Source organism: Agromyces zhanjiangensis, from assembly GCF_040496055.1.
GTDB classification, from domain to species: Bacteria; Actinomycetota; Actinomycetes; order Actinomycetales; family Microbacteriaceae; genus Agromyces; species Agromyces zhanjiangensis.
Genome location: NZ_JBEPKB010000008.1, coordinates 93,634 through 116,524, shown reverse-complemented (window position 1 = coordinate 116,524; position 22,891 = coordinate 93,634). Strand labels below are relative to the sequence as shown.

The window sequence follows — 22,891 nt, the reverse complement described above, 5'->3', positions numbered from 1 at the left end:
TGGCGAAGACGCCGGGCGGCGAATCCGTTCGCCGTATGAAGTCAACGGGCTCGAGGCCCGGAAGCGTGTCTACGACGCAGGCGGCGCGTTCGTCGCGCACACCGCGGACCACCATAGCAGGTGCCCGATCCGGGAAGCTGGGCGACGCATCAGCGCGGCATCCGCTCGCCGACCGGGATCGCCTCGCGGAGGGTGTTCCCCGGGGGCGCGAGCGGGCACGACCACGACGGGTCGTAGGCGCACGACGGGTTGTACGCGAAGTTGAAGTCGACGACGAGGCTGTCGTCGTTGCCGCCCGAGCCGAGGTCGGCGCCCTTGACGGTGTCGAGCAGGTACCGGCCCCCGCCGTACGTGCCGCCCGGCGCGCCCGCCAGGCCGTCCTTGACGGGCAGGAACAGCCCGCCGCCGTACGAGGCGAGCCGCCAGACGTCGAGCGTGCCGAGGTACGGCAGCCGCACGGTGCCGACGAGCGAGAACGGGATCCTCCCGTCCGTGGAGCTCTCCACCACCATCCGCTGCGGCTCGTCGGGCCGGCGCACCTCGAGTTCGAATCGCCAGTCCGGGTCATACGGTGCCACCTCGAGCCCGGTGAAGGTCGCCCGGTCGTCCGGGAGGAGCGGGGACTGCGGATGCCCCGCGAACAGCTCGTCGCGACCCGAACGCCACAGTTCGTGCCCCTGTGCCGGGTCGTGCACGTTCAGGTGGCGGACGCCCGCGTAGAGGGCGAACACGTGCCGCCGCCAGTCGCTGAGCTGCAGGGCCCCGATGGATGCGGTCATGCTCCGGCGCTCCGGGCCGCCTCGGCGCGCTCGGCGTCCGCCGTGCCGGGCGGGTCGTACGCCCAGGTCGGCGCGAGCTGGCGGAGCCGCCGACCGCGGTACTGCCAGAACGCCCAGGTCGGGTACCAGTAGAGGGCGTCGAGCGCGCCGGCGCTCGCGCGCAGCTGGTCGCGGTAGAGCGCCCGCCCGCCCGGCAGGGGCGAGATCGCCATGCGGTGGTCCCAGTGCCGGAAGGCCGACAGCGGCCCGGTCACCGCGCCGCCGCCGTCCCGGAGCATCCGCACGCCGGGCGGGAGCCCGCCCGGGTACGACACGTCGACGTACTCCTCCCCGCTCGGCGCGACGCCGAACGCGAGCGCGCGCATCCGGTGCGGCCCCTCGGGCCACGTCGCCGGGAAGCCCTCGGCCTCGAGCGACTCGAAGTCGAGCCAGGGCGCGACAACCTCGCGCAGCACGGCCGGGCTGCGGATCGCGCGCCACGCGGCATCCGCGTCGCAGTCGAGGGTCAGCTTCAGCAGCACCCGCATGGCTCGACCATATGGGCGACGGATGGCCCGTCAAAGCATTCGCGCCGGATTCACGGGCGTCCCTCGGTCATCGCTCGGCCGTCGCCCGGCCGTCGCGCGGTCCGGTCCCGGCCGATCCCGCTAGGCTCCCGAGCATGGCCGACGCTGCCGATTGGCTGCCCTCCCTCGTGGTGTTCGGCACCGCCGCGCTCGCGTTCGTCGCCGGCGTGATCGGCGTCCGCCGGCTCGGGCGTCGGCGCGAGGCGCGCGACGCCGAGGCGGCGCTCGCGCTCGAGACGTCGGCCAAGGCGCGCCTCGTCGGCGCGGACGAGGCGGTGCGCGACGCGATGCAGGAGATCCGCTTCGCCGAGGCGCAGTTCGGGTCGGAGACGGCCCGCGGACTCGACGAGACCGTCGCCCGCGCCCGCGGATGGCTCAGGGAGGCGTTCCTCCTGCAGCAGCGCCTCGACGACGCCGACCGCGCCACCGCGGCGGAGCGCCGCACCTGGAGTTCGCGGATCGGCTCGCTCTGCGACTCCGTCGAACGCGCGCTCGCCGACGCCGAGTCGGAGCTCTCGGCGCGGCGGGCAGCGGAGCGCGGCGCGGTCGACGACACCCCGGCGCTCCGGGATCGCGAGCATCGGCTCGTCGCGAGGCGCGCGGATGCGGCCTCCGCACTCGAACGACTCGCCAGCCGCTTCTCGACGTCGGCGCTCGCCGGAGCGCAGGGGTCCCTCGCGCGGGCGGACCACGACCTGGCGGCGGCCGCCGCCGCGCTCGACGAGGCCGCGCGGCTCATCTCGGAGGCGGCCGGAGCGCCGGTCGCGCCCCTCCTCGGCCGAGCCGCCCACGCGCTGCAGCGCGCCGAGGGGGAACTCGACCGCGTGGAGCACGTCGAACTCGAGCTAGCGCGCGCCGCGGAGGACGCCGGCCGCGAGGCGGCGGACCTGGACGCCGAACTGCTCGCCGCCCGGCGGGAGCGCGACCTCGCCGCCGACCCCGACGCGGGATCCGCGCTGGCCGCCGCGATCGGCGAGCTCTCGCCGCTGCTCGTCGGCCGGGAGCGACGTGCCGACGACCCGTTCGCCGAACGCGACCGGCTGCGCGCGGCGCGCGACCGGCTCGAGGCGGCGCGCGCGACGGCCCGCCGCGCCCAGCACCGGCTCGACGGCGCGCGCGGGGCGCTGCCCGGTGCGATCGCCATCGCCGAGAGCCAGATCCGCCTCGCGGCCGAGGCGCTCGAACGGGCCCGCGCGTTCGCCGGCGTCGATGCGCGCACGCGGCTCGCCGAGGCGGAACGGCAGCTCGGCATCGCCCGGCGCGAGTCCGACCCGGTCGCCGCGCTCGACGCGGCCCGGCGCGCGGCGTCGCGTGCGAGCGACGCCGAGGCGCTCGCGCACTACGCGGCGCTGCACCGCTGAGACCCTGCGGCGCGACCCCCTACTTGCCGCCGGCGATCAGGATGTCGGCACCCGAGGTGTAGGAGGCATCGTCGGAGAGCAGGTACGCGACGGCGCCGGCGATCTCGTGCGGCTCGCCCGGACGGCGCATCGGGATGTTGCCCGCCCGCTCGTCCGGCGCGTTCGGGCGGCCCGCCGCGGCATGGATCTCGGTCCGCGTGGTGCCCGGCGAGACCGTGTTCACCCGCACGCCGACCGGTCCGAACTCCTTCGCGAGGCCCCTCGACATGGTGTTCAGCGCGGCCTTGCTCGCGGCGTACGGGATGTAGGTGTCTGGTGAGCCGTGCGTGGCCGCACCGGAGGAGATGTTGACGATCGACCCGCCGTCGCCGCCGCGATCGGTGGACATGTGCGCGATCGCGGACCGGCAGAGCACCATGGGCGCCAGCACGTTGATCCGGAACACCAGCTCGGACTCCTCGATCGAGGCGTCGAGGAACGGCCCGATCAGGCCCGTGATGCCCGCGTTGTTCACGAGCCCGGTCACGCGACCGAACCGTCGGACGGCCTCGGGGACGATCTCGGCCGCGCGGTCGAGGTCGGCGAGGTCGAGCTGCAGGAGCTCGACGCGCGCGCCCGCGGCGCGGCATCCGTCGGCCGTCGACTCGGCCTCGTCGCGCCGCTCGCGGTACGTGAGCACCAGGTCGTGGCCGTCGGCCGCGAGGCGCTCGGCGATCGCGCGACCGATGCCCCGGCCGCCTCCGGTGATGATCGTGACGGGGCGGGCGTCGACATCCGAGGTCATGCACCCACCCTACGAGTGGGCGGCACCGTCGTCGTCGCGTAGCCTGACGCGGTGAGCACGACCACCCCCGACACCGCCGCCGCCACGGATGCCGCGCCCTCGGCGCAGTCGAAGTACCAGGTCCGATTCGACCAGGGCGTCGACGGCGTTCACCGTATCGCGCAGGGCGCCGACGTGCTCGTCTGGGTCGACCAGTCCGGCGACGGCGACGGCGACGGCGACGGCGCGGCCTCCGGGGCGCTCGTGCCCGAGGGGGCCCTCGCCGGCACCGCGGGCGCCGTGGTCGTGGCGGGCGTCGCCGACGCTGCGGCGGTCGCCGAGTGGATCCTCGCCGAGCAGGAGCGACTGGGTCGTCGGGCGTACCTCGCGATCGTCGCCGCCTGGCGCGCCGACGGCGGCTTCGCTGCCGACGACGTGCTCGCCGCGGGCGCCGTGATCGACGCGCTCGCCGACCTCGGCATCGACGACACCTCGCCCGAGGCGGCCGTCGCCTGCGCCTCGTTCACCGGGCTCCGTCGCGCCGTCGCGCACCTCGCGACGGCGTCGGTCGGTGGACGCGAGGCGATCGCGGCGGGGATCGACCCCGCGGCGATCCGCCGGGCCGCGACGCGCGACGAGGCGGCGGAGGCGCGGGTCGTCAGGCGGCGCTGAGCGCGACCTTCCCCGCCTTGCGGGCACGGTGCGCGCGGACCTTGGCGCGGTTGCCGCAGCGCTGCATCGAGCACCACCGGCGACTGGCCGCGCGCGAGGTGTCGAGGTAGACGATTCCGCAGTCGCCCGCGCAGATGCGGACGCGGCCGTGGTTCGCCTCGCCGAAGCAGTCCACCGCGTCGCGGGCGATCGTGGAGAGCGCCTGGCCGACGGTCTGCACCGACCGCCCCGCCTGCCGGGAGCCGCCCGCGAGCGTCGGCGGGATGTCGGGCGTCGCGGCGTACAGGTTCACGACGTCGATGTCGGCCGTGGCGAGCGTCTCGCCGCGACCGGCGGCGAGCGCCAGGCGGGCGATCGCGTCGCGCAGCGACGTGGCGTCGAACAGGTCGCGCGAGCGCGCGTGGGCGACGGGCATCGGGAAGCGTTCGCGCATCCACGAGGTGAGGTCGTCGGGGGAGTTCAGCCGCGAGGGGGCGACGGCGACGGCGACGGGGATCCCCCCGGTGTAGGCGAAGTCGAGCGCGAACGAACCGGAGTCGAACCACCACCGGCCGCTGTCGTCGGTGAACCACTGGCCGACGGGGATCGAGACGGTCGAGACGGGCACCGGACCAAACTACCGGCTGCGCGCCGCCGCGATCGCCACGATCGGGTCACGGTCCCACCACCGCGCCGCACGACCCGGACGTCCGGCCCGGATGCGTGCCGGGGCATCCGCCCCGACTCAGTCGGCCGCCGCGCTCGCGGCCGCGCGCCGCATGGCGGCGGTGATCTCGCGGCGCGACCACACGATGAGGTTGCGCCGGTCGAAGCCGCGCCGGCACAGCCCGCAGCTGAGCGGACGGCTCGGCTCGCGGTAGCGGTAGTGCTCATGCCCGACGGGGCATCGGCCGACCCACGGCGCGAGCTCGTCGGCGACCGCGCCGTCGTGCGTGCGCCGTCCGACGTAGCCGATGTCGGCGGCGATGGTCGCCCACCTGGGGCCGTGGCCCGCGCGCGGGCCGGCCATCGCATGGGCGACCTCGTGCAGGAGGATCTGGTGGATCTCATCGTCGTCGTATCGCGCGGCGAGGTAGCGCGAGACGGAGATGCGCTTCGCGGTGTAGTTGCAGAGGCCCGCGCGCTTCTTGGCGTTGTCGAAGGCGAAGCTCCACACGGCGGGGTCCAGGTGCAGGGCGATGAGCGCCTCTGCCCAGATCCGAACCCTCGCGAGATCCGCCATGCGATCGAGGATATCCCCGGGAGTACCGGCTGCAACCGCTTTCGGGGTCCCCCGAACGGGGGAGCACGTCAGTCGGCGTCCTCGAGCGGGACGCGCAGGAGTCGGTCGTCGCCGTCCCGCGGGGACCCTCGTCCGTCGGTGTTGTTGGTGAGCGCCCACAGTTCGCCGTCGGGCCCGGGGACGACGTCGCGCAGCCGTCCGAACTCGCCCGCGAACGCGTCGTCGACCTCGGTGGGCGAGGTGAGCGCGGGCGACGCGAACCAGAGCCGCTCGCCGCGGAGCGCGGCGAGGACGATCGTGTCGCCGACGATCGCGAGGCCGCTCGGGCTCGCCTCCGACGTCGGCCACTGCACGGCCGGATCGCGGAACCGGTCGTCGCCGGCCCGCCCTTCGACGATCGGCCACCCGTAGTTCCCGCCGGGCTCGATGCGATTGAGCTCGTCCCACGTGTTCTGGCCGAACTCCGCCGCCCACATGCCGCCGGCGGCATCCCAGGCCAGGCCCTGCGGGTTGCGGTGCCCGAGGCTCCAGACGAGGGTGCCCGCCGGATTGCCTGGCGCCGGCTCGCCGTCGGGCGTCATGCGCAGGATCTTGCCGCCGAGCGAGTCCGGATCCTGCGACAGGTCGCCGTCGCCCGCATCGCCGGTCGTCGCATACAGGAAGTCGTCGGGGCCGATGGCGAGGCGCCCGCCGTTGTGGCTCCCGCCTCGGGGGATGCCGTCGAGCACGACCTCCGGCTCGCCGAGGCCGAGGTCGCCCGGTTCACCGGTGAGCGGCATCCGGACGATGCGGTTGTCGGCATCCGTCGAGAAGTACGCGAAGACGGATGCCCCGTCGGCTCCGTCGCCGGCGAGGAACGCCAGGCCGAGCAGCCCGCCCTCCCCGCCCGCGACCACGTCGGGGAGCACGGCGGCCTCGCGGACGCCGCCGTCCTCGAGGACCTCGACGATCCGGCCGCGATCGCGCTCGCTGACGAGCACGCCGCCGTCGGGGAGGCGCAGGATCGACCAGGGCGCCTCGAGGCCGGTCGCGAGCGTCTCCGGCTCGCCCACCGGACGCACGGCCGGAGGGGCCGAGACGGCTGGCGTCGTGATCGGGGCGTTCGAGGGGGCGTTCACGACCGGCCCGGAGCCGGTGTCCGGCGCGCAGCCGGCGAGCAGGGCGCCCGAGCCGACCAGCATCGTGGTGACCGCAGCGAGCATCGCGACCCCGGCGGGGGCCGGCCGTCTCCGTCCGCCCATGCACGACCTCCCCGGCCGGATCCGTCGTTCTCCTCCGACCCAGTCTGCGCGACGGCGCGGGAGAATGGGAGCATGCAGCGCGTCATCGACCTGAACGCCGACCTCGGCGAGTCGTACGGCGCCTGGAGCATGGGCGACGACGAGGCGATGTTCGAGGTCGTCTCGAGCGCGAACGTCGCGTGCGGGTTCCACGCCGGCGACCCGCTCACGATGCTCCGCAGTGCGCGCCTCGCCGTGCGGCACGGTGTGGTCCTCGGGGCGCACCCCGGGTATCGCGACCGCGCGGGCTTCGGCCGCCGCGCCATGGACGTCTCCGCCGACGAGCTCGCGGCCGAGGTCGTCTACCAGCTGGGCGCCCTCGACGGCGTCGCCCGCACGGTCGGCGCGACGGTGGCCTACGTGAAGGCGCACGGCGCGCTCTACCACCGGCTCGGAGCCGACATCGCCGCCGCATCGGCGGTCGCCGACGCGCTCGCCGCGGCCGTGCCCGGCGTGGTCGTGCTCGGACCGCCGGAGAGCGAACTCGAACGTGCGGCGGCGGGGGCCGGCATCCGCTACGCCCGCGAGGCCTTCATCGACCGCGGCTACCTCGCCGACGGACGCCTCGTGCCGCGCGAGCACCCCGACGCGCTCGTGCGCGACCCGGTCCGGGCCGCCGACCGCGCGCTGGAACTCGTCGAGACCGGCGGCATCGCCTCGGCCGACGGGGTCCGCGTCGACCTGGACCCGGACTCGCTCTGCCTGCACGGCGACACTCCCGGATCGGTCGGCATCGCCCGGGCCGTCCGGGCGGCCCTCGCGACCGCGGGCCACGACGTGCGGCCGTTCGCATGAGCGGCACGGAGCCGCGGCTGCTGCCGTCGGGCCGCTCGGCGATCCTCGTCGAGTGCGGCGGGCTCGACGACGTGCTCGCGCTGCACGACGCGCTCGCCGCCGACCCGCCGGACGGCGTGGTCGAACTCGTCCCCGCGGCACGGACGCTCCTCGTCGCCGTCGACCCGGACGTCCTCCCGCTCGAGTCGGCGGCGAGCTGGGTGCGACGCTCGATTCGCGCCGGACACCCGGCCGACGGGCGCGCGACCCGGGACGGCCTCGCGGACGCGTCCGGCGACGCCTCGCCCGACGACCTCGTCATCGAGGTCGACTACCGCGGCGACGACCTCGTCGGACTCGCCGACCACCTCGGAGTGAGCCCGGAGCACCTCGTCGCACGGCACATCGCCACGAGGTGGCGTGTCGCGTTCATCGGCTTCGCGCCGGGATTCGGCTACCTCGTGGCCGACGACTGGCCCTTCGACGTGCCGCGCCTGGACGTGGCGCGCACGCGCGTCCCGCCGGGCGCGGTCGGACTCGCGGGCGCCTTCTCCGGCGCGTACCCGCGCGAGAGCCCGGGCGGATGGCGCCTCATCGGGAGCACCGCCGCCGCACTGTGGGACCCCGTCGCGGACCCGCCCGCGCTCCTCGTGCCCGGCCGCGGCGTCCGCTTCCGGGAGGCGCGCGCATGACCATGCTGCACATCGACGCCACCGGCGGACTCGTGCTGGTGCAGGACCTCGGCCGACCGGGCCGCGCGCACCTCGGCGTCGCGCCGTCCGGTGCGCTCGACCGGGGCGCGCTCGCGCTCGCGAACCGCCTCGTCGGCAATCCCGACGGGCTCGCCGGGCTCGAGGTGGTGCTCGGCGGGCTCCGGTTCGCGCCCGATCGGGACCTGTGGTTCGCGGTGACCGGCGCCTGGGGATCGGTGCGCGTCGCGGGCCGCGAGGTCGGGCCCTACCGTGCGGCGCGGGCGCGGGCCGCCGACGTCGTCGAGATCGGCGCCGCGGATCGCGGCCTCCGCTACCTCGTCGCGGTGCGCGGCGGGATCGACGAGCCGGCGGTGCTGGGGTCCCGGAGCCGCGACACGCTCGCCGGGATCGGACCCGAGCCCGTCACGGCCGGACGCGTGCTCGCGGTGGGGCGCGAGCCCGCGGCATCCGTGCCCCTGCTCGACGACGACGCCGCCTACCCGCCCCCGGTCGGGACGGTCGCGCTCGGCCTGCTGCCCGGCCCGCGGGCCGACTGGGTGACGGATGCGGCGCTCGCCGTGCTGCACGAGGCGCGCTGGCGCGTCTCCGCCTCGGCCGACCGGGTCGGGGCGCGTCTCGAGGGTCCCGTACTCGAGCGGCGGGTGCCGGGCGAGCTCGTGAGCGAGCCGACCGTCGCCGGGGCGATCCAGGTCACGGGTGCGGGCGTGCCGACCGTGCTGCTCGCCGACCGTCCCGTGACCGGCGGGTACCCGGTCGTCGCGATCGTCGATCCCGGCTCCCTCGACCTGCTGGCGCAGGTGCGTCCCGGGCAGGAGGTCCGCTTCCGGCACGCCTGACGGCCGGGGCGTCGCCCTACGGCCTGGCCAGGAACACCGACCGTGCCGGCGGCGGCGACGGCACGGCCGTGGCATCCGTCACGATCGGCGCACCCGCGATGAAGCGAACGAGCTCGTCGCCCTCGACCAGCTTCGCCGGAGCCGGGTCGCTCGCGAGCCGCCGCGGCATGCCGTCGAAGGGCAGGGGGTGGTGCGACGCGTACATCACGACGTTGCCGAACCGACGGCCCTTCAGCATGCCGGTGTCGGCGGCGAGTGCGACGTGCCCGTACACGTGCGAGAGGGTCGCCGCCTGGGAGCGGGCGAACGCGAGCCCGGCGCCGTCGGCGACGTTCACCGCGACGATGCCGCCCGGCGCGAGCCGGGGCGAGACGAGCCCGTGGAACTCGGCGCTCGTCACGTGGGCGGGCGTGCGCGCGCCCGAGAAGATGTCGATGACCGCGAGGTCGACCGCACCGTCGAGCCCCGCGGGGAGCTTCGCGAGCACCTCGCGGGCGTCGCCGTGCCGCACGCGAACCTGCGCGCCGCGAGGGAACGGCAGGTTCGCGCGCACCAGGTCGACGAGGTCGGACTCGAGTTCGACGACCTGCTGGCGCGACCCCGGCCTCGTCGCGATCACGTACCGGGGGAGCGTGAACGCGCCGCCGCCGAGGTGCAGTGCCGTGATCGGCCGCCCGGCCTCGCGCACGAGGTCGACCGCGTGGCCGATGCGGCGCACGTACTCGAAGCCGAGCCACTCGGGCTGCTCGAGGTCGACGTGCGACTGGGGGGTGCCGTCGACCGTGAGGGTCCATGATCCGGGTCGCGTGCGCGACTCCTCGAGTCGGGCGAGGTGACCGCTCACGGAGAGGCGACGTTCGAGTTCCGGCACGGAAACCACGCTACCGGCGCCGGCTCAGCACGCGCCCCACAGCACGGCGTCCAGCCGCGCTCCCTGCAGCACCTCGACGGGGAACGGGCCGGCCTCGCGCAGGCGCTCGAGCATCCGCCGTGGCAGCTCCCGGCCGGCCACGATCACGACGTTGCCCTCCTCGGCGCCCGCGAGCACCGCAGGCGGACCGGCGACGACGAGGTCGGCCGCCGGGTCGGCCCGGGCGACGCCGCGGGCCTGCGCGGCGAGGCGCGGGCCGCCCGCGGCATCCGCCACGTTCACGACCAGCGCTCCGCCCGGCCCCAGCCGGCCCAGGCACGCACCCAGGAACCCGGGCTCGTCGACGAACGCGGGCGCCTCGAGCCGGGCGTAGAGGTCGACGATGACGAGGTCGAAGCGCAGGCCCGCATCGAGGCGCGCGAGCGCGTCGCGCGCGTCGGCGACCATGATCGAGATGCGCTCGCCCCCGGGGAGCGGCAGGCGTTCGGTGACGAGCGACACGACCCGGGCGTCGGCATCGACCACGACCTGGCTCGAGTCGGGCCGGGTCGCCGCGACGTACCGCGCCAGGCTCATCGCACCGCCGCCGAGGTGGAGCACCGCGATCGGTGCCCCGGGGTCCGCGACGGCGTCGATCACGTTGCCGATGCGGCGCACGTACTCGAAGAACAGCCGCGCCGGCTGCTCGGCATCGACGTGCGACTGCGCCGCGCCGTCGACGAGCAGGGTCCAGCCCGTCGACGAGAACACGTCGCGCTCGAACTCGATGCGGGGCGCCATGCGGGCATCGTCCCACAGCCCGGGGTGGACCACGGCCGGAATGAGCAATCGATGCTCACGCCCGGCGGCGGCGCGAGTCTAGGATCGCAGGAGACGAGGGAGGCGGGATGCCCGAGCTCTACGACGAGGTCGGCGGTCCGGACGGCGTGCGGACGGCGGTCGCGGTGCTCTACCGTCGCGTGGTCGTCGACGACGAGCTCGCGCCCTGGTTCCGGGACGTCGACCTCGATCGACTCCGGTCCCACCAGCGCGCCTTCCTCGCCGCCGCCTTCGGCGGCCCGCACGTGTTCGGCGGGCGCGGCCTCGCCGAGGCGCACGCCGGGCTCGCCATCACCGACGCCGCATTCGACCGGATCGTCGAGACGCTGATGACCAGCCTCGCCGACCTGGGCGTCCGCCACGAGGCCGTCGCGGCCGTCGGCGAGCGACTGGAGCGCCTGCGCGGCGAGGTGGTGTCGGCCTAACCGACCCGACCCGGCGGTCAGACCCGCAGTTCGCGGCGTCCGCGGATGCCGAGCTTGGCGTACGTCGACTGCAGGTGGTTGTTCACGGTCCTGGGCGACAGGAACAGCCGCGAGGCGATCTCGTTCGAGCTGAGTCCCTGCGCGGCGAGGGAGGCGACCTCGCGCTCCCGCGGCGTGAGCGGCTCGGTCCCCTCGGCGAACCGCAGCAGCGGGGTCCGCGCCCCCTCGCACGCGGCGGCGAGCGTCGCCGCGCGCTGCAGGTCGGCCGTCGCCTCGCGGCCGCGGCCGCCGGCCCGGGCCGCCTGTCCGGCCGACGCGTGGGCCTCGGCCGCGTAGAGCACGGCTCCGACCCTCTCCCACTCGCGGGCCGCGTCGCGCAGCGCCGCCGGGTCGCCGTCGGCCTCGGCACGCGCGTGCGTCGCGCGGCGGACGAGGTCGGGGGCGTCGCCGACGGTCGAGCGGAGTCGTTCCAGCCGCGTCGCGGCCTCGTCGGCGTGCTCGCGCGAGCCGAAGCGGACGACGTGGTGCAGGAGCGCCGCGGCGACGTTCGCGGCGCCCCGGAGCGTCACCACGTCGACCCTGGCGAAGACCCGCGCGGCCGCCCGGTCGACGGCCCCCTCGGCGGCATCGATCCACGCGTCCGCGAGCGCCGTGACCGAGCTGTCGCGTTCCAGCCCGGCGACCACGCGCTCGCGGTGATCCCGCGCGGCCGCGGGGTCGCCCTGCTCGGCGGCGACCAGTGCGAGGAAGCAGCGGGCGTGTTCGCGGAGCGACTTCGGACCGTGCAGCTCGGCACCGCCGACGGTGTCGCGGAACCATCGGGCCGCGGTGTCGAGGCGCCCGACCTGCCAGAAGATGCGCCCCATCATGAACTCGTCGAGCCGTGCCGTGAGCTCGTCGTTCTCGCGGATGGCGGCGTGCAGCGAGTCGACGACCGTGCCCCGCGCCTCCTCCAGGCGATCGGCCGCGATGAGGACGTGCGCGAGTCCGACCTCGGCGTGCCGCAGCGCGACCGGCGCGTCCGGACGGCGGGCGACGGCGACGGCGCGCTCCGCTGCGGCCACGGCGTCGTCGGTGCGGCCGACCAGTGAGAGCGGCATCGCCAGGGCGAGGTCCAGCATCGCGCGGGTCGGCTCGCCGTCGCCGAGGGCCGCCGCCGCCGTGCGGACGCTCTCGAGCGCCGCCGCGCCGTACTCGAGGTGGACATGCATGGCCGCCTTGCTGAGCCCGATCGCGGCGGCCTGTCCCGGCAGCTCGGCCTCGAGCGATTCGAGGAGTTCGAGTCCTCGTCGCGTGCCGAGCGGGTCGCCGCCATGGACGTCGGCCTGCGCCCGCCCGATCGCCGCGAGCAGGGCGTCGTCGGCGCCCTCGTCGACCGCACGCCGCTCGGCGCGTTCGAGGGCCCCGAGCGCCTCGGCCGCACGGCCGAGCGACCAGAGCACCTCGCCGTACATCAGCAGCGTCGGCGCATCGTCGGCGCCCGACTCGACCGCCGCGCCGGCGAGGCGGGCGGCGGTGCGATGGTCGTGGGCCGAGCGGGCGAGCGCCGCGGATCGCGCGAGCAGCTCGGGATCGGCCGGCCGGCCGGCGTCGAGTCGCCAGACGGCCACCCGCAGCTCGTCGCCGGCGTCCATGGTGCGCGCCGCGACCAGGTCCGCCTGGCCCGAGAGGAGCGAGATGGCGCGGATCCTCGGGATCGAGTCGCGGACGGCGGCGGCGTAGTGGGGGTGCGTCAGGGCGACGCGCACGCGCGAGGTCGACTCGTCGACGCGGATGAGGCCGCGCAGCTCGAGCCTCGCGAGTGCCTCGTCGGCCCCGGGACGGGGGAACTCGTCGAGTGCGAGCGGCTCGCAGAGGGCGAGCCGCTCGATCGCGTCGCGCTCGGCCTCGTCGAGCCCGCTCAGCCGGGAGCGGATGAGGTCCCGCAGCGCCGGGGTGCCCACAGGGTCGCCGGTGAGCTGCCACAGGCCGTCGCGCGAGACGAGCGAGCCGGCCGCGGCCGCGCCGATCACGAGTTCGCGCAGGAACAGCGGGTTCCCGTGGGCGGCCCGATGCAGCTCGACCACGTCGCGGTGGGCGACCGCACCGCCGAGGACGCGCGTCAGGAGCTCCGCGACCTCGTCGACGGTGAGCGGTTCGACGTCGAGCCGGAGGGCGTCGGCGGAGCCGGCGACGGGAAGGAGGCCCTCCGGGACCGGGTCCGACTCGCGCACGGTCGCGGCGAGGCGGATGGCGCCCGCCTCGACGAGTTGCGCGACGAGTGCGATGGAGACCGGGTCCGCGACCGAGACGTCGTCGACGGCAAGGAGCGCGGGACGCTCACCGGCGAGCCGACGGACGGCGGCATCGGCGGAGGAGAACAGCGCGACCTGGTCGTCGGCCGCGCCCACGAGGGAGCCGGGTTCGCGGGCGAGCACCGGCGCGAGCGTCGAGAGCGGCACCGCGCTCAGCGTCGCGTTGCCGCTCGCCGAGAGCACGAGCCAGCCGTCCGCGGCGAGCCGGTCGGCGACGGCCCGGACCACGCGGCTCTTGCCGATCCCCGAGGCGCCGTACGCGAAGGCGGCGCGTGCGGATCCCCGCAGCCCGGCCACGGCGCGCTCGACGAGCGCATCGCGCCCGACGAGCGGCCAGCTCCCGTCGAGCGCGAGGGGCCCGTCGGTCGTCCCCCCGGCATCCAACGCCACCATCTCGGCCCTTCAGGTCTCCGGCGAGGCCGGTGGTCTCACTGTACGGCGTGGTCCGCGGCGGGGGCACGGGTGACGGGGTGCCCCGAACGAGGGGCAGGACGACGCCGCCCGCCGGGCGGATCGGCAGGCCCTCCGTGAGGGGGGCCGCGAGCGACACCCGGGCATGCCGAGCCCGGGCATGAGCAATCGCGCTCGTCGCCTGAGCAATGCGCCGGCGCGATTGAGCACCCCGTGCCCATCCGTCCGGCCCGCCCGGGACCGATGCTCTTCCTCGGCGGCCGACCTCCGCCCCGCGCAGGCAGCGAGTGCGCGACCTGAGACGAGGAGATCCGATGCGAACCCCGATCCAGCTTCCCGAACCGCTCCTCGGCGGGCCGTCCTCGACGCGACCTCGGCCGCGGCCGACGTCGTTCGAGGGCCGGCCCGGCCGCACCTCATGACCCCACCACCCGATCACATCGACACCACACCACACCAGAAGGAGCAGCACCCATGAAGATGTTCGGCCAGTTCGGCGACATGGCGAAGATGGTGAAGGCCGCACCCGGCCTCATCGACCAGGCGAACACGCTCGCCGCGCAGAGCGAGTCCTACCGGCAGCAGATGGACGCGATGGCCGTCCAGGCCATGCGAGCCGAGCCCGCGGCCGGCGCGCTCGAGCCCATCGCCGGGGTCGACCTCGACCGGTACGCCCGTATCGTCAAGGGCATCGCCGCGTACGGCTACGACGAGACGAAGCTGCCCGTCGTGGCCCGCATGTTCGGCATCGACCCCGAGGCCTGGGCGCAGGCCCAGGCCGGATGGGGCGCACGGATCCAGGCCGACCGCGGTGTCGGCCGCGCCTTCAACGAGATCTACGCGGCGGTGTGACATGGGCTTCCTCGCAGACCTCCGCACGCTGAACGCCCAGGCGACCGCCGTCCGCGACCGGATGGACGTCGGCGCGACGCTCGCGGCCGCGCAGCAGTCGCTCGAGCAGGCCAACCGGGTGATGGCCGCCAGCGTCGCCGCGAACGACCCCGTGTCCGACGCCGCTCGGGTCCGCACGACCGCCACGGTCGTGTCGGCCCGGCAGCTGCCGATGATGATCGGCATGGAGGCCGTCGTCGAGCTCGAGCTCGTCGCTCAGCTGCCCGGTGGCATCCCGCTGCCGGCGTCCCGGACGCAGCCGCTCGCTCCCATCCAGCTCGCCCGCGTGACTCCGGGCTCGATCGTCGACGTGAGCCTCGTGCCGGGGCGTCCCGACACGGTCCGGCTCGAGCTCGGAGCCTGAACCGGCGATCGACCGGGCGATGGACGACGGATGCCGCGCGGGGCGATCCCGCGCGGCATCCGTCGTCGCGATCTCCGGACCCGACGGGCGGATCCGCGCGGTCATCCGAGCGGTTCGCGCGGGTTATACCGGAGAAGCGCAGACAAATCAAGAATCCGACTGGACATGGCGCGTCATCCGGTCTATGCTTGACCTTTGCGCTCCCAGACCCACTATGCCTTCATATTGCGGTCGGCTTCTGCGTGTCGGGTCTCCCGGCATCCGCACCACGTCTGAGGGGTCAACTCCACCACCACCGACAGTGAACCGGCCCCCGACGGGGCCATGGAGGTCATTTCCTTGGCTGCTGCGCGCAACGCATCCACGCCCACCCCCAAGAACGGACGCGGTGCAAGCCGCCTCTCGTTCGCGAAGGTCACCGACACCCTCACCGTACCCGATCTGCTCGCCCTCCAGACCGAGAGCTTCGACTGGCTCGTCGGCAACGAGGCGTGGCGGGCCCGCGTCGAGGAGGCCATCGAGTCCGGCCGTCAGGACCTTCCCGAGGCCACCGGCCTCGAGGAGATCTTCGAGGAGATCTCGCCCATCGAGGACCTCGGCGAGACCATGCAGCTCTCGTTCTCGAACCCCGAGCTCGAGCCGCCGAAGTACACCATCGACGAGTGCAAGGAGAAGGGCAAGACCTACTCCGCTCCGCTGTACGTCAACGCGGAGTTCATGAACCACCTCACCGGTGAGATCAAGACCCAGACGGTCTTCATGGGCGACTTCCCGCTCATGACCCCGAAGGGCACGTTCGTCATCAACGGCACCGAGCGCGTCGTCGTCTCGCAGCTCGTCCGTTCGCCCGGCGTCTACTTCGAGCGCACCCCCGACAAGACCTCCGACAAGGACATCTACTCGGCGCGCGTCATCCCGAGCCGTGGCGCCTGGCTCGAGTTCGAGGTCGACAAGCGCGACCAGGTCGGCGTCCGCATCGACCGCAAGCGCAAGCAGTCGGTCACCGTCTTCCTGAAGGCCCTGGGCCTCACCTCCGAGGAGATCCTCGAGGAGTTCGCCGGCTACGAGTCGATCGCGCTCACCCTCGAGAAGGACAACATCCTCACCAAGGAGGAGGCGCTCAAGGACATCTACCGCAAGCTCCGTCCGGGCGAGCAGGTCGCCGCCGAGGCCGCGCGCGCGCTCCTCGACAACTTCTACTTCAACCCGAAGCGCTACGACCTCGCCAAGGTCGGCCGGTACAAGATCAACAACAAGCTGGGCCTCGAGGCGCCGCTCACCGACTCGGTCCTGACCGTCCAGGACATCGTCGCCACGATCAAGTACCTCGTCGCCCTGCACGAGGACCGCCCGACCCTGCCCGGTCGCCGCGGCGGCAAGGCGGTCGACATCCGCCTCGACGTCGACGACATCGACAACTTCGGCAACCGTCGCATCCGCGCGGTCGGCGAGCTGATCCAGAACCAGGTCCGCACGGGCCTCTCCCGCATGGAGCGCGTCGTCCGCGAGCGTATGACCACGCAGGACATCGAGGCGATCACGCCGCAGACCCTGATCAACGTCCGCCCCGTCGTGGCCGCGATCAAGGAGTTCTTCGGAACCTCGCAGCTCTCGCAGTTCATGGACCAGAACAACCCGCTGGCCGGCCTCACGCACAAGCGTCGCCTCTCGGCGCTCGGCCCCGGCGGCCTCTCGCGCGACCGCGCGGGCGTCGAGGTCCGCGACGTCCACCCGTCGCACTACGGCCGCATGTGCCCGATCGAGACCCCGGAAGGCCCGAACATCGGCCTCATCGGCTCGCTCGCCTCGTTCGCGCGCATCAACTCGTTCGGCTTCATCGAGACGCCGTACCGTCGGGTCGAGGACGGCAAGGTCACCGACCGGATCGACTACCTCACCGCGATGGAGGAGGACGACTACATCGTCGCCCAGGCCAACGCGCCGCTCGACGGCAAGGGCCACTTCGTCGAGGAGCGCGTCCTCGCCCGTCGCAAGGGCGGCGAGGTCGACCTGTTCCCGGCCGAGGAGATCGGCTACATGGACGTCTCGCCGCGCCAGATGGTGTCGGTCGGCACGTCGCTCATCCCGTTCCTCGAGCACGACGACGCGAACCGCGCCCTCATGGGCGCGAACATGCAGCGCCAGGCGGTGCCGCTGCTGCGCAGCGACTCGCCGTTCGTCGGCACGGGCATGGAGGGCTACGCCGCGATCGACGCCGGTGACGTGATCACCGCCGACCGTGCGGGCGTCGTCGCCGAGGTCTCGGCCGACGCCGTCACGCTCCAGCTCGACGAGGGCGGCACGCAGACCTACTACCTGCGCAAGTTCGACCGCTCGAACCAGGGCACGTCGTACAACAACCGCGTCGTCGTCTCCGCCGGCGAGCGCGTCGAGGTCGGCGAGGTCATCGCCGACGGTCCCGCGACCGACGACGGCGAGCTCGCGCTCGGCAAGAACCTCCTCGTGGCGTTCATGCCGTGGGAGGGCCACAACTTCGAGGACGCGATCATCCTCAGCCAGAACCTGGTGAAGGACGACGTCCTCTCCTCGATCCACATCGAGGAGTACGAGGTCGACGCCCGTGACACCAAGCTCGGCAAGGAGGAGATCACCCGCGACCTCCCGAACGTGAGCCCCGACCTGCTGGCCGACCTCGACGAGCGCGGCATCATCCGCATCGGCGCCGAGGTCCGCCCCGGCGACATCCTCGTCGGCAAGGTCACGCCGAAGGGCGAGACCGAGCTCTCGGCCGAGGAGCGCCTGCTCCGCGCGATCTTCAACGAGAAGAGCCGCGAGGTCCGCGACACGTCGCTGAAGGTCCCCCACGGCGAGCAGGGCACGATCATCGGCGTCAAGGTGTTCGACGCGCAGGACGGCGACGACGAGCTCGGCTCGGGCGTCAACCAGCGCGTGATCGTCTACATCGCCCAGAAGCGCAAGATCACCGAGGGCGACAAGCTCGCCGGCCGCCACGGCAACAAGGGCGTCATCTCGAAGATCCTGCCGGTCGAGGACATGCCGTTCCTCGCCGACGGCACGCCGGTCGACGTCATCCTGAACCCGCTCGGCATCCCCGGTCGCATGAACTTCGGCCAGGTGCTCGAGACCCACCTCGGCTGGGTCGCCAAGCAGGGCTGGAAGGTCGAGGGCAACCCGGAGTGGGCCAAGCGCCTGCCCGAGGGGGCCCGGGAGGCCGCACCCGGCACCAAGGTCGCCACGCCCGTGTTCGACGGCGCGCTCGAGGAGGAGATCGCGGGTCTGCTCGACTCCACCCTCCCGAACCGCGACGGCGAGCGGCTCATCGACTCCAGCGGCAAGACGCAGCTGTTCGACGGCCGTTCGGGCGAGCCGTTCCCGTACCCGGTGTCCGTGGGCTACATGTACATCCTGAAGCTCCACCACCTCGTCGACGACAAGATCCACGCGCGTTCGACCGGCCCGTACTCGATGATCACCCAGCAGCCGCTCGGTGGGAAGGCGCAGTTCGGCGGCCAGCGCTTCGGCGAGATGGAGGTGTGGGCCCTCGAGGCCTATGGCGCCGCCTACGCGCTGCAGGAGCTCCTCACGATCAAGTCCGACGACATCCTCGGCCGCGTCAAGGTCTACGAGGCGATCGTCAAGGGCGAGAACATCCAGGAGCCCGGCATCCCCGAGTCCTTCAAGGTGCTCATGAAGGAGATGCAGTCGCTGTGCCTGAACGTCGAGGTCCTCTCGGCCGACGGCACCGCGGTGAGCCTCCGCGACACCGATGACGAGGCCTTCCGCGCAGCGGAGGAGCTCGGCATCAACATCTCCGCGCGCTTCGAGTCGTCGAACATCGACGAGATCTGATCCGCCAGGCATACGAGAACGACTTCAGGAATCTAGGAGAGAAATTGCTCGACGCAACGACGTTCGATGAGCTCCGTATCGGCCTGGCGACCGCCGAGGACATCCGCAAGTGGTCCTACGGCGAGGTCAAGAAGCCCGAGACCATCAACTACCGCACGCTGAAGCCCGAGAAGGACGGGCTCTTCGGCGAGCAGATCTTCGGACCCAGCCGCGACTGGGAGTGCGCCTGCGGCAAGTACAAGCGCGTCCGCTTCAAGGGCATCGTCTGCGAGCGATGCGGTGTCGAGGTCACCAAGTCCTCGGTCCGCCGCGAGCGGATGGGCCACATCGAGCTGGCCGCGCCCGTGACGCACATCTGGTACTTCAAGGGCGTGCCCTCGCGCCTCGGGTACCTGCTCGACATGGCGCCGAAGGACCTCGAGAAGGTCATCTACTTCGCCGCCTACATGGTGATCGACGTCGACGACGAGGGTCGTCACGCCGACATGCCCGGCCTCGAGAACGAGCTCCGGCTCGAGATCAAGGCCATCGGCGACGCCCGTGACGCTCGCATCGCCGAGCTCATGCAGCGCAAGGAGGAGGAGCTCGCGGCACTCGAGGCCGAGGGCGCCAAGTCCGACCAGCGCAAGCGCGCCGAGGCCGCGGCCGACAAGGAGATGGCCGGCGTCCGCAAGTCGGGCGACGAGCAGATCGCGCACCTCGAGCGCGTGTGGGAGGACTTCCGCACGCTGAAGGTCGGCGACCTGAAGCCCGAGGACTCGGTCTTCCAGGAGCTCCAGGACCGCTTCGGCATGTACTTCGAGGCCTACATGGGCGCCGAGGCGATCAAGAAGCGCCTCGAGGCGTTCGACCTCGCCGCCGAGGCGGAGGACCTGCACCTGCAGATCGCCGAGGGCAAGGGCCAGAAGAAGATCCGCGCCATCAAGCGGCTCAAGGTCGTCAACTCGTTCCTGCAGACCGGCAACTCGCCGGCCGCGATGGTCCTCGACGTCGTCCCGGTGATCCCGCCGGAGCTGCGCCCGATGGTCCAGCTCGACGGCGGTCGCTTCGCGACGTCCGACCTGAACGACCTCTACCGTCGCGTGATCAACCGCAACAACCGCCTCCGTCGCCTGCTCGACCTCGGCGCGCCCGAGATCATCGTGAACAACGAGAAGCGGATGCTCCAGGAGGCCGTCGACGCGCTGTTCGACAACGGCCGTCGTGGTCGTCCCGTCACCGGCACCGGCAACCGCGCCCTCAAGTCCCTGAGCGACATGCTCAAGGGCAAGCAGGGTCGCTTCCGCCAGAACCTGCTCGGCAAGCGCGTGGACTACTCGGGCCGTTCGGTCATCGTCGTCGGTCCGCAGCTCAAGCTGCACCAGTGCGGCCTGCCGAAGCAGATGGCGCTGGAGCTGTTCAAGCCGTTCGTCATCAAGCGCCTGATCGACCTCAGCCACGCGCAGAACATCAAGGCCGCCAAGCGCATGGTGGAGCGTTCGCGCCCGCAGGTGTGGGACGTCCTCGAGGAGATCATCCGCGAGCGCCCCGTGCTGCTGAACCGTGCGCCGACGCTGCACCGCCTCGGCATCCAGGCCTTCGAGCCGCAGCTCGTCGAGGGCAAGGCCATCCAGCTCCACCCGCTCGTCTGCGCCGCGTTCAACGCGGACTTCGACGGCGACCAGATGGCCGTGCACCTGCCGCTGTCGGTCGAGGCGCAGGCCGAGGCCCGCATCCTCATGCTGGCGTCGAACAACATCCTGAAGCCGTCGGACGGCCGTCCGGTGACCCTGCCCTCGCAGGACATGATCATCGGCCTGCACCACCTGACGACGGTCATCGAGGGTGCGGCCGGTGAGGGCCGTGCGTTCTCGTCGATCGCCGAGGCGATCCTCGCGTTCGACCAGAACCGTCCCGGCGAGCTCGTGCTCGACCTCGGCGCCACGGTGAAGATCCGCCTCGAGGGGCTGCACTTCGCCGAGGGCCAGGAGCCGGAGGGCTTCGTCGCGGGCGAGCCGTTCCTGATGGAGACGACCCTCGGTCGCGCCCTCTTCAACGAGGCGCTGCCCGCGGACTACCCGTTCTTCAACGCGCAGGCCGGCAAGTCGCAGATCTCGCAGATCGTCAACGACCTCGCCGAGCGCTACCCGAAGACCGAGGTGGCGGCGACGCTCGACCGCATCAAGGACGCCGGCTTCCGCTGGGCGACCCGCTCGGGTGTGACCGTCGCGCTCTCCGACATCGTCGAGCTGCCGCAGAAGCGGGAGATCGTCTCGAAGTACGAGAAGCAGGCCGCCAAGGTCCAGTCGCAGTTCGAGAAGGGTCTCACGACCGACCTCGAGCGTCGTCAGGAGCTCATCCAGATCTGGACCAAGGCGACCGACGAGGTCGCGAAGGCCATGCAGGAGGAGTTCGCCGCGAACCAGGGCAACACCATCAACCGCATGGTGACCTCGGGTGCTCGTGGTAACTGGCTGCAGGTGCGCAACATCGCCGGCATGCGAGGCCTCGTGAACAACCCGAAGGGTGAGATCATCCCGCGCCCGATCATCTCCTCGTACCGCGAGGGGCTGTCGGTGGCGGAGTACTTCATCGCCACGCACGGTGCCCGCAAGGGCCTGGCCGACACGGCGCTCCGCACGGCCGACTCGGGCTACCTCACGCGTCGTCTGGTCGACGTCTCGCAGGACGTCATCATCCGCGAGGACGACTGCGGCACGTCGAAGGGCCTCGAGCTCCCGATCGCCGCGGTCGACTCCACGGGTGCGCTCGTGCGCGACCCGAACGTCGAGAACTCGGTGTTCGCCCGGTCGCTCGCGACCGACGCGGTGAACGCGAAGGGCGAGGTCGTGGCCGCCGCAGGCGACGACGTCGGCGACGTGCTGATCGACAAGCTCGTCGCGGCGGGCGTCGAGTCGATCAAGGTCCGCTCGGTGCTCACCTGCGAGTCGGCGGTCGGCGTCTGCGCGAAGTGCTACGGCCGTTCGCTCGCGACGGGCAAGCTCGTCGACATCGGCGAGGCGGTGGGCATCATCGCCGCCCAGTCGATCGGCGAGCCGGGCACCCAGCTCACGATGCGCACCTTCCACACCGGTGGTTCGGCCTCGGCCGACGACATCACGCAGGGTCTTCCCCGCGTGCAGGAGCTCTTCGAGGCCCGCACCCCCAAGGGTGCGTCGCCCATCGTCGAGGCCCCCGGTCGCATCACGATCGACGAGACCGAGAAGCAGCGCAAGGTCATCCTCACGCCCGACAACGGCGACGAGCCGATCGCGTACAACGTGCTCAAGCGCTCGACGCTGCTCGTCGAGGACGGCCAGCACGTCGAGCTCGGCCAGCAGCTGATCGTCGGCACCGTCGACCCGAAGGAGGTCCTCCGGGTCAAGGGCGTGCGCGAGGTGCAGAAGCACCTGGTGAACGGCGTGCAGGACGTGTACCGGTCGCAGGGCGTGCCGATCCACGACAAGCACATCGAGGTCATCGTCCGGCAGATGCTCCGCAAGGTCACCGTGGTCGACCACGGCGACACGGACCTGCTGCCGGGCGAGCTCGTCGACCGTTCGCGGTACAACGAGATCAACCGGGCCGCGCTCACCGAGGGCAGGAAGACGGCGTCGGCGCGCCAGGAGGTCATGGGCATCACCAAGGCCTCGCTCGCGACCGAGTCGTGGCTGTCGGCCGCGTCCTTCCAGGAGACGACCCGCGTGCTCACGCAGGCCGCCATGGAGGGCAAGTCCGACCCGCTCGTCGGCCTCAAGGAGAACGTGATCATCGGCAAGCTGATCCCGGCCGGTACGGGCCTCGCCAAGTACCGGAACGTGACCGTCGAGGCGACCGAGGAGGCGAAGGCGGAGCGGTACCCGAACCGCATCTTCGCCGACGACGCGTCGTTCACCGAGGGCGACCTCAGCTTCGTCGACTTCGACTCGTTCTCGAGCGACGACTTCACCCCCGGCAACTACAGCTGATCCCCGCGGGCGGCGGCCTCGCCGCCGCCCGCATCCCACGACGGGCCCCGGAGCGATCCGGGGCCCGTCGTC

The 22,891-nt window shown here is 72.9% G+C and carries 19 protein-coding genes; 10 read left to right on the top strand and 9 right to left on the bottom strand.

Annotated features, from left to right (window positions below; all coding sequences use genetic code 11):
* Positions 1–149: 149 nt before the first annotated feature.
* Both ABME02_RS14885 and ABME02_RS14880 read right to left on the bottom strand, forming a co-directional pair.
* Complete coding sequence (locus ABME02_RS14885) at positions 150–779, bottom strand: DUF1684 domain-containing protein (protein WP_353816118.1); 630 nt, start codon at positions 777–779, stop codon at positions 150–152.
* Positions 776–1,306 carry a hypothetical protein gene (locus ABME02_RS14880; RefSeq protein WP_353816117.1) on the bottom strand — a complete coding sequence of 177 codons (531 nt, stop codon included), beginning with the start codon at positions 1,304–1,306 and terminating at the stop codon, positions 776–778. Before ABME02_RS14880 ends, ABME02_RS14885 begins: the two co-directional genes overlap by 4 nt.
* Before the next feature lie 134 nt (positions 1,307–1,440).
* On the opposite strand from ABME02_RS14880, the gene ABME02_RS14875 reads away from it, so the two are divergent.
* Positions 1,441–2,706 carry a hypothetical protein gene (locus tag ABME02_RS14875; protein WP_353816116.1) on the top strand — a complete coding sequence of 422 codons (1,266 nt, stop codon included), beginning with the start codon at positions 1,441–1,443 and terminating at the stop codon, positions 2,704–2,706.
* Positions 2,707–2,725: 19 nt separating this feature from the next.
* Here the strand turns inward: ABME02_RS14875 and ABME02_RS14870 are convergent, their stop codons facing one another.
* Complete coding sequence (locus ABME02_RS14870) at positions 2,726–3,490, bottom strand: SDR family NAD(P)-dependent oxidoreductase (RefSeq protein ID WP_353816115.1); 765 nt, start codon at positions 3,488–3,490, stop codon at positions 2,726–2,728.
* Between the two features lie 51 nt (positions 3,491–3,541).
* Here ABME02_RS14870 and ABME02_RS14865 point away from each other — a divergent pair, with 51 nt between their 5' ends.
* Positions 3,542–4,141 carry a hypothetical protein gene (locus tag ABME02_RS14865; RefSeq protein WP_353816114.1) on the top strand — a complete coding sequence of 200 codons (600 nt, stop codon included), beginning with the start codon at positions 3,542–3,544 and terminating at the stop codon, positions 4,139–4,141.
* On the opposite strand, the gene ABME02_RS14860 is transcribed toward ABME02_RS14865, so the two are convergent.
* The 3 genes from ABME02_RS14860 to ABME02_RS14850 all read right to left on the bottom strand — a co-directional run bounded on the left by ABME02_RS14860 (position 4,128) and on the right by ABME02_RS14850 (position 6,604).
* The gene (locus ABME02_RS14860) at positions 4,128–4,748 is read right to left on the bottom strand and encodes a CGNR zinc finger domain-containing protein (RefSeq protein ID WP_353816113.1); all 621 of its coding nucleotides are present in this window, start codon (positions 4,746–4,748) and stop codon (positions 4,128–4,130) included. The genes ABME02_RS14865 and ABME02_RS14860 overlap by 14 nt on opposite strands.
* Positions 4,749–4,865: 117 nt before the next feature.
* The gene (locus tag ABME02_RS14855; RefSeq protein WP_353816112.1) at positions 4,866–5,363 is read right to left on the bottom strand and encodes a SprT-like domain-containing protein; all 498 of its coding nucleotides are present in this window, start codon (positions 5,361–5,363) and stop codon (positions 4,866–4,868) included.
* Between the two features lie 68 nt (positions 5,364–5,431).
* Positions 5,432–6,604 (bottom strand): PQQ-dependent sugar dehydrogenase, encoded by a 1,173-nt coding sequence (locus ABME02_RS14850; protein WP_353816111.1) that lies wholly within the window; start codon positions 6,602–6,604, stop codon positions 5,432–5,434.
* A gap of 72 nt (positions 6,605–6,676) precedes the next feature.
* Between ABME02_RS14850 and ABME02_RS14845 the strand changes: the two genes are divergently transcribed.
* Genes ABME02_RS14845 through ABME02_RS14835 form a run of 3 tightly spaced genes read left to right on the top strand, consistent with a single transcriptional unit; the run spans position 6,677 to position 8,966 of the window.
* Positions 6,677–7,438 (top strand): LamB/YcsF family protein, encoded by a 762-nt coding sequence (locus tag ABME02_RS14845; RefSeq protein ID WP_353816110.1) that lies wholly within the window; start codon positions 6,677–6,679, stop codon positions 7,436–7,438.
* Positions 7,435–8,109: a 5-oxoprolinase subunit B family protein gene (locus tag ABME02_RS14840; protein ID WP_353816109.1), complete on the top strand. Its 675-nt coding sequence runs from the start codon at positions 7,435–7,437 to the stop codon at positions 8,107–8,109. The genes ABME02_RS14845 and ABME02_RS14840 overlap by 4 nt, the downstream gene beginning before the upstream one ends.
* Complete coding sequence (locus ABME02_RS14835) at positions 8,106–8,966, top strand: 5-oxoprolinase subunit C family protein (protein ID WP_353816108.1); 861 nt, start codon at positions 8,106–8,108, stop codon at positions 8,964–8,966. Before ABME02_RS14840 ends, ABME02_RS14835 begins: the two co-directional genes overlap by 4 nt.
* Positions 8,967–8,982: 16 nt before the next feature.
* Here the strand turns inward: ABME02_RS14835 and ABME02_RS14830 are convergent, their stop codons facing one another.
* Positions 8,983–9,837 (bottom strand): spermidine synthase, encoded by an 855-nt coding sequence (locus tag ABME02_RS14830; protein WP_353816107.1) that lies wholly within the window; start codon positions 9,835–9,837, stop codon positions 8,983–8,985.
* Positions 9,838–9,861: 24 nt separating this feature from the next.
* A complete protein-coding gene (locus ABME02_RS14825) occupies positions 9,862–10,617 on the bottom strand; it encodes a spermidine synthase (RefSeq protein WP_353816106.1) in 756 nt (251 codons plus the stop codon).
* A 107-nt stretch (positions 10,618–10,724) separates the two neighbouring features.
* On the opposite strand from ABME02_RS14825, the gene ABME02_RS14820 reads away from it, so the two are divergent.
* Positions 10,725–11,081 (top strand): group I truncated hemoglobin, encoded by a 357-nt coding sequence (locus ABME02_RS14820; RefSeq protein ID WP_353816105.1) that lies wholly within the window; start codon positions 10,725–10,727, stop codon positions 11,079–11,081.
* A 17-nt stretch (positions 11,082–11,098) separates the two neighbouring features.
* Here ABME02_RS14820 and ABME02_RS14815 read toward each other — a convergent pair whose 3' ends face one another.
* Positions 11,099–13,768: a LuxR C-terminal-related transcriptional regulator gene (locus tag ABME02_RS14815; RefSeq protein ID WP_353816104.1), complete on the bottom strand. Its 2,670-nt coding sequence runs from the start codon at positions 13,766–13,768 to the stop codon at positions 11,099–11,101.
* 492 nt (positions 13,769–14,260) lie between these two features.
* Here ABME02_RS14815 and ABME02_RS14810 point away from each other — a divergent pair, with 492 nt between their 5' ends.
* The 4 genes from ABME02_RS14810 (at position 14,261) to rpoC (ending at position 22,819) form a co-directional block, all read left to right on the top strand.
* Entirely contained in the window at positions 14,261–14,638 is a 378-nt protein-coding gene (locus tag ABME02_RS14810; protein WP_353816103.1) for a DUF6620 family protein, read from the top strand.
* Position 14,639: 1 nt separating this feature from the next.
* Positions 14,640–15,041 carry a hypothetical protein gene (locus tag ABME02_RS14805; RefSeq protein WP_353816102.1) on the top strand — a complete coding sequence of 134 codons (402 nt, stop codon included), beginning with the start codon at positions 14,640–14,642 and terminating at the stop codon, positions 15,039–15,041.
* Positions 15,042–15,380: 339 nt separating this feature from the next.
* Positions 15,381–18,872 carry a DNA-directed RNA polymerase subunit beta gene (rpoB, locus tag ABME02_RS14800; RefSeq protein ID WP_353816101.1) on the top strand — a complete coding sequence of 1,164 codons (3,492 nt, stop codon included), beginning with the start codon at positions 15,381–15,383 and terminating at the stop codon, positions 18,870–18,872.
* Between the two features lie 44 nt (positions 18,873–18,916).
* Positions 18,917–22,819: a DNA-directed RNA polymerase subunit beta' gene (rpoC, locus tag ABME02_RS14795; RefSeq protein WP_353816100.1), complete on the top strand. Its 3,903-nt coding sequence runs from the start codon at positions 18,917–18,919 to the stop codon at positions 22,817–22,819.
* The last annotated feature ends 72 nt before the right edge of the window (positions 22,820–22,891 follow it).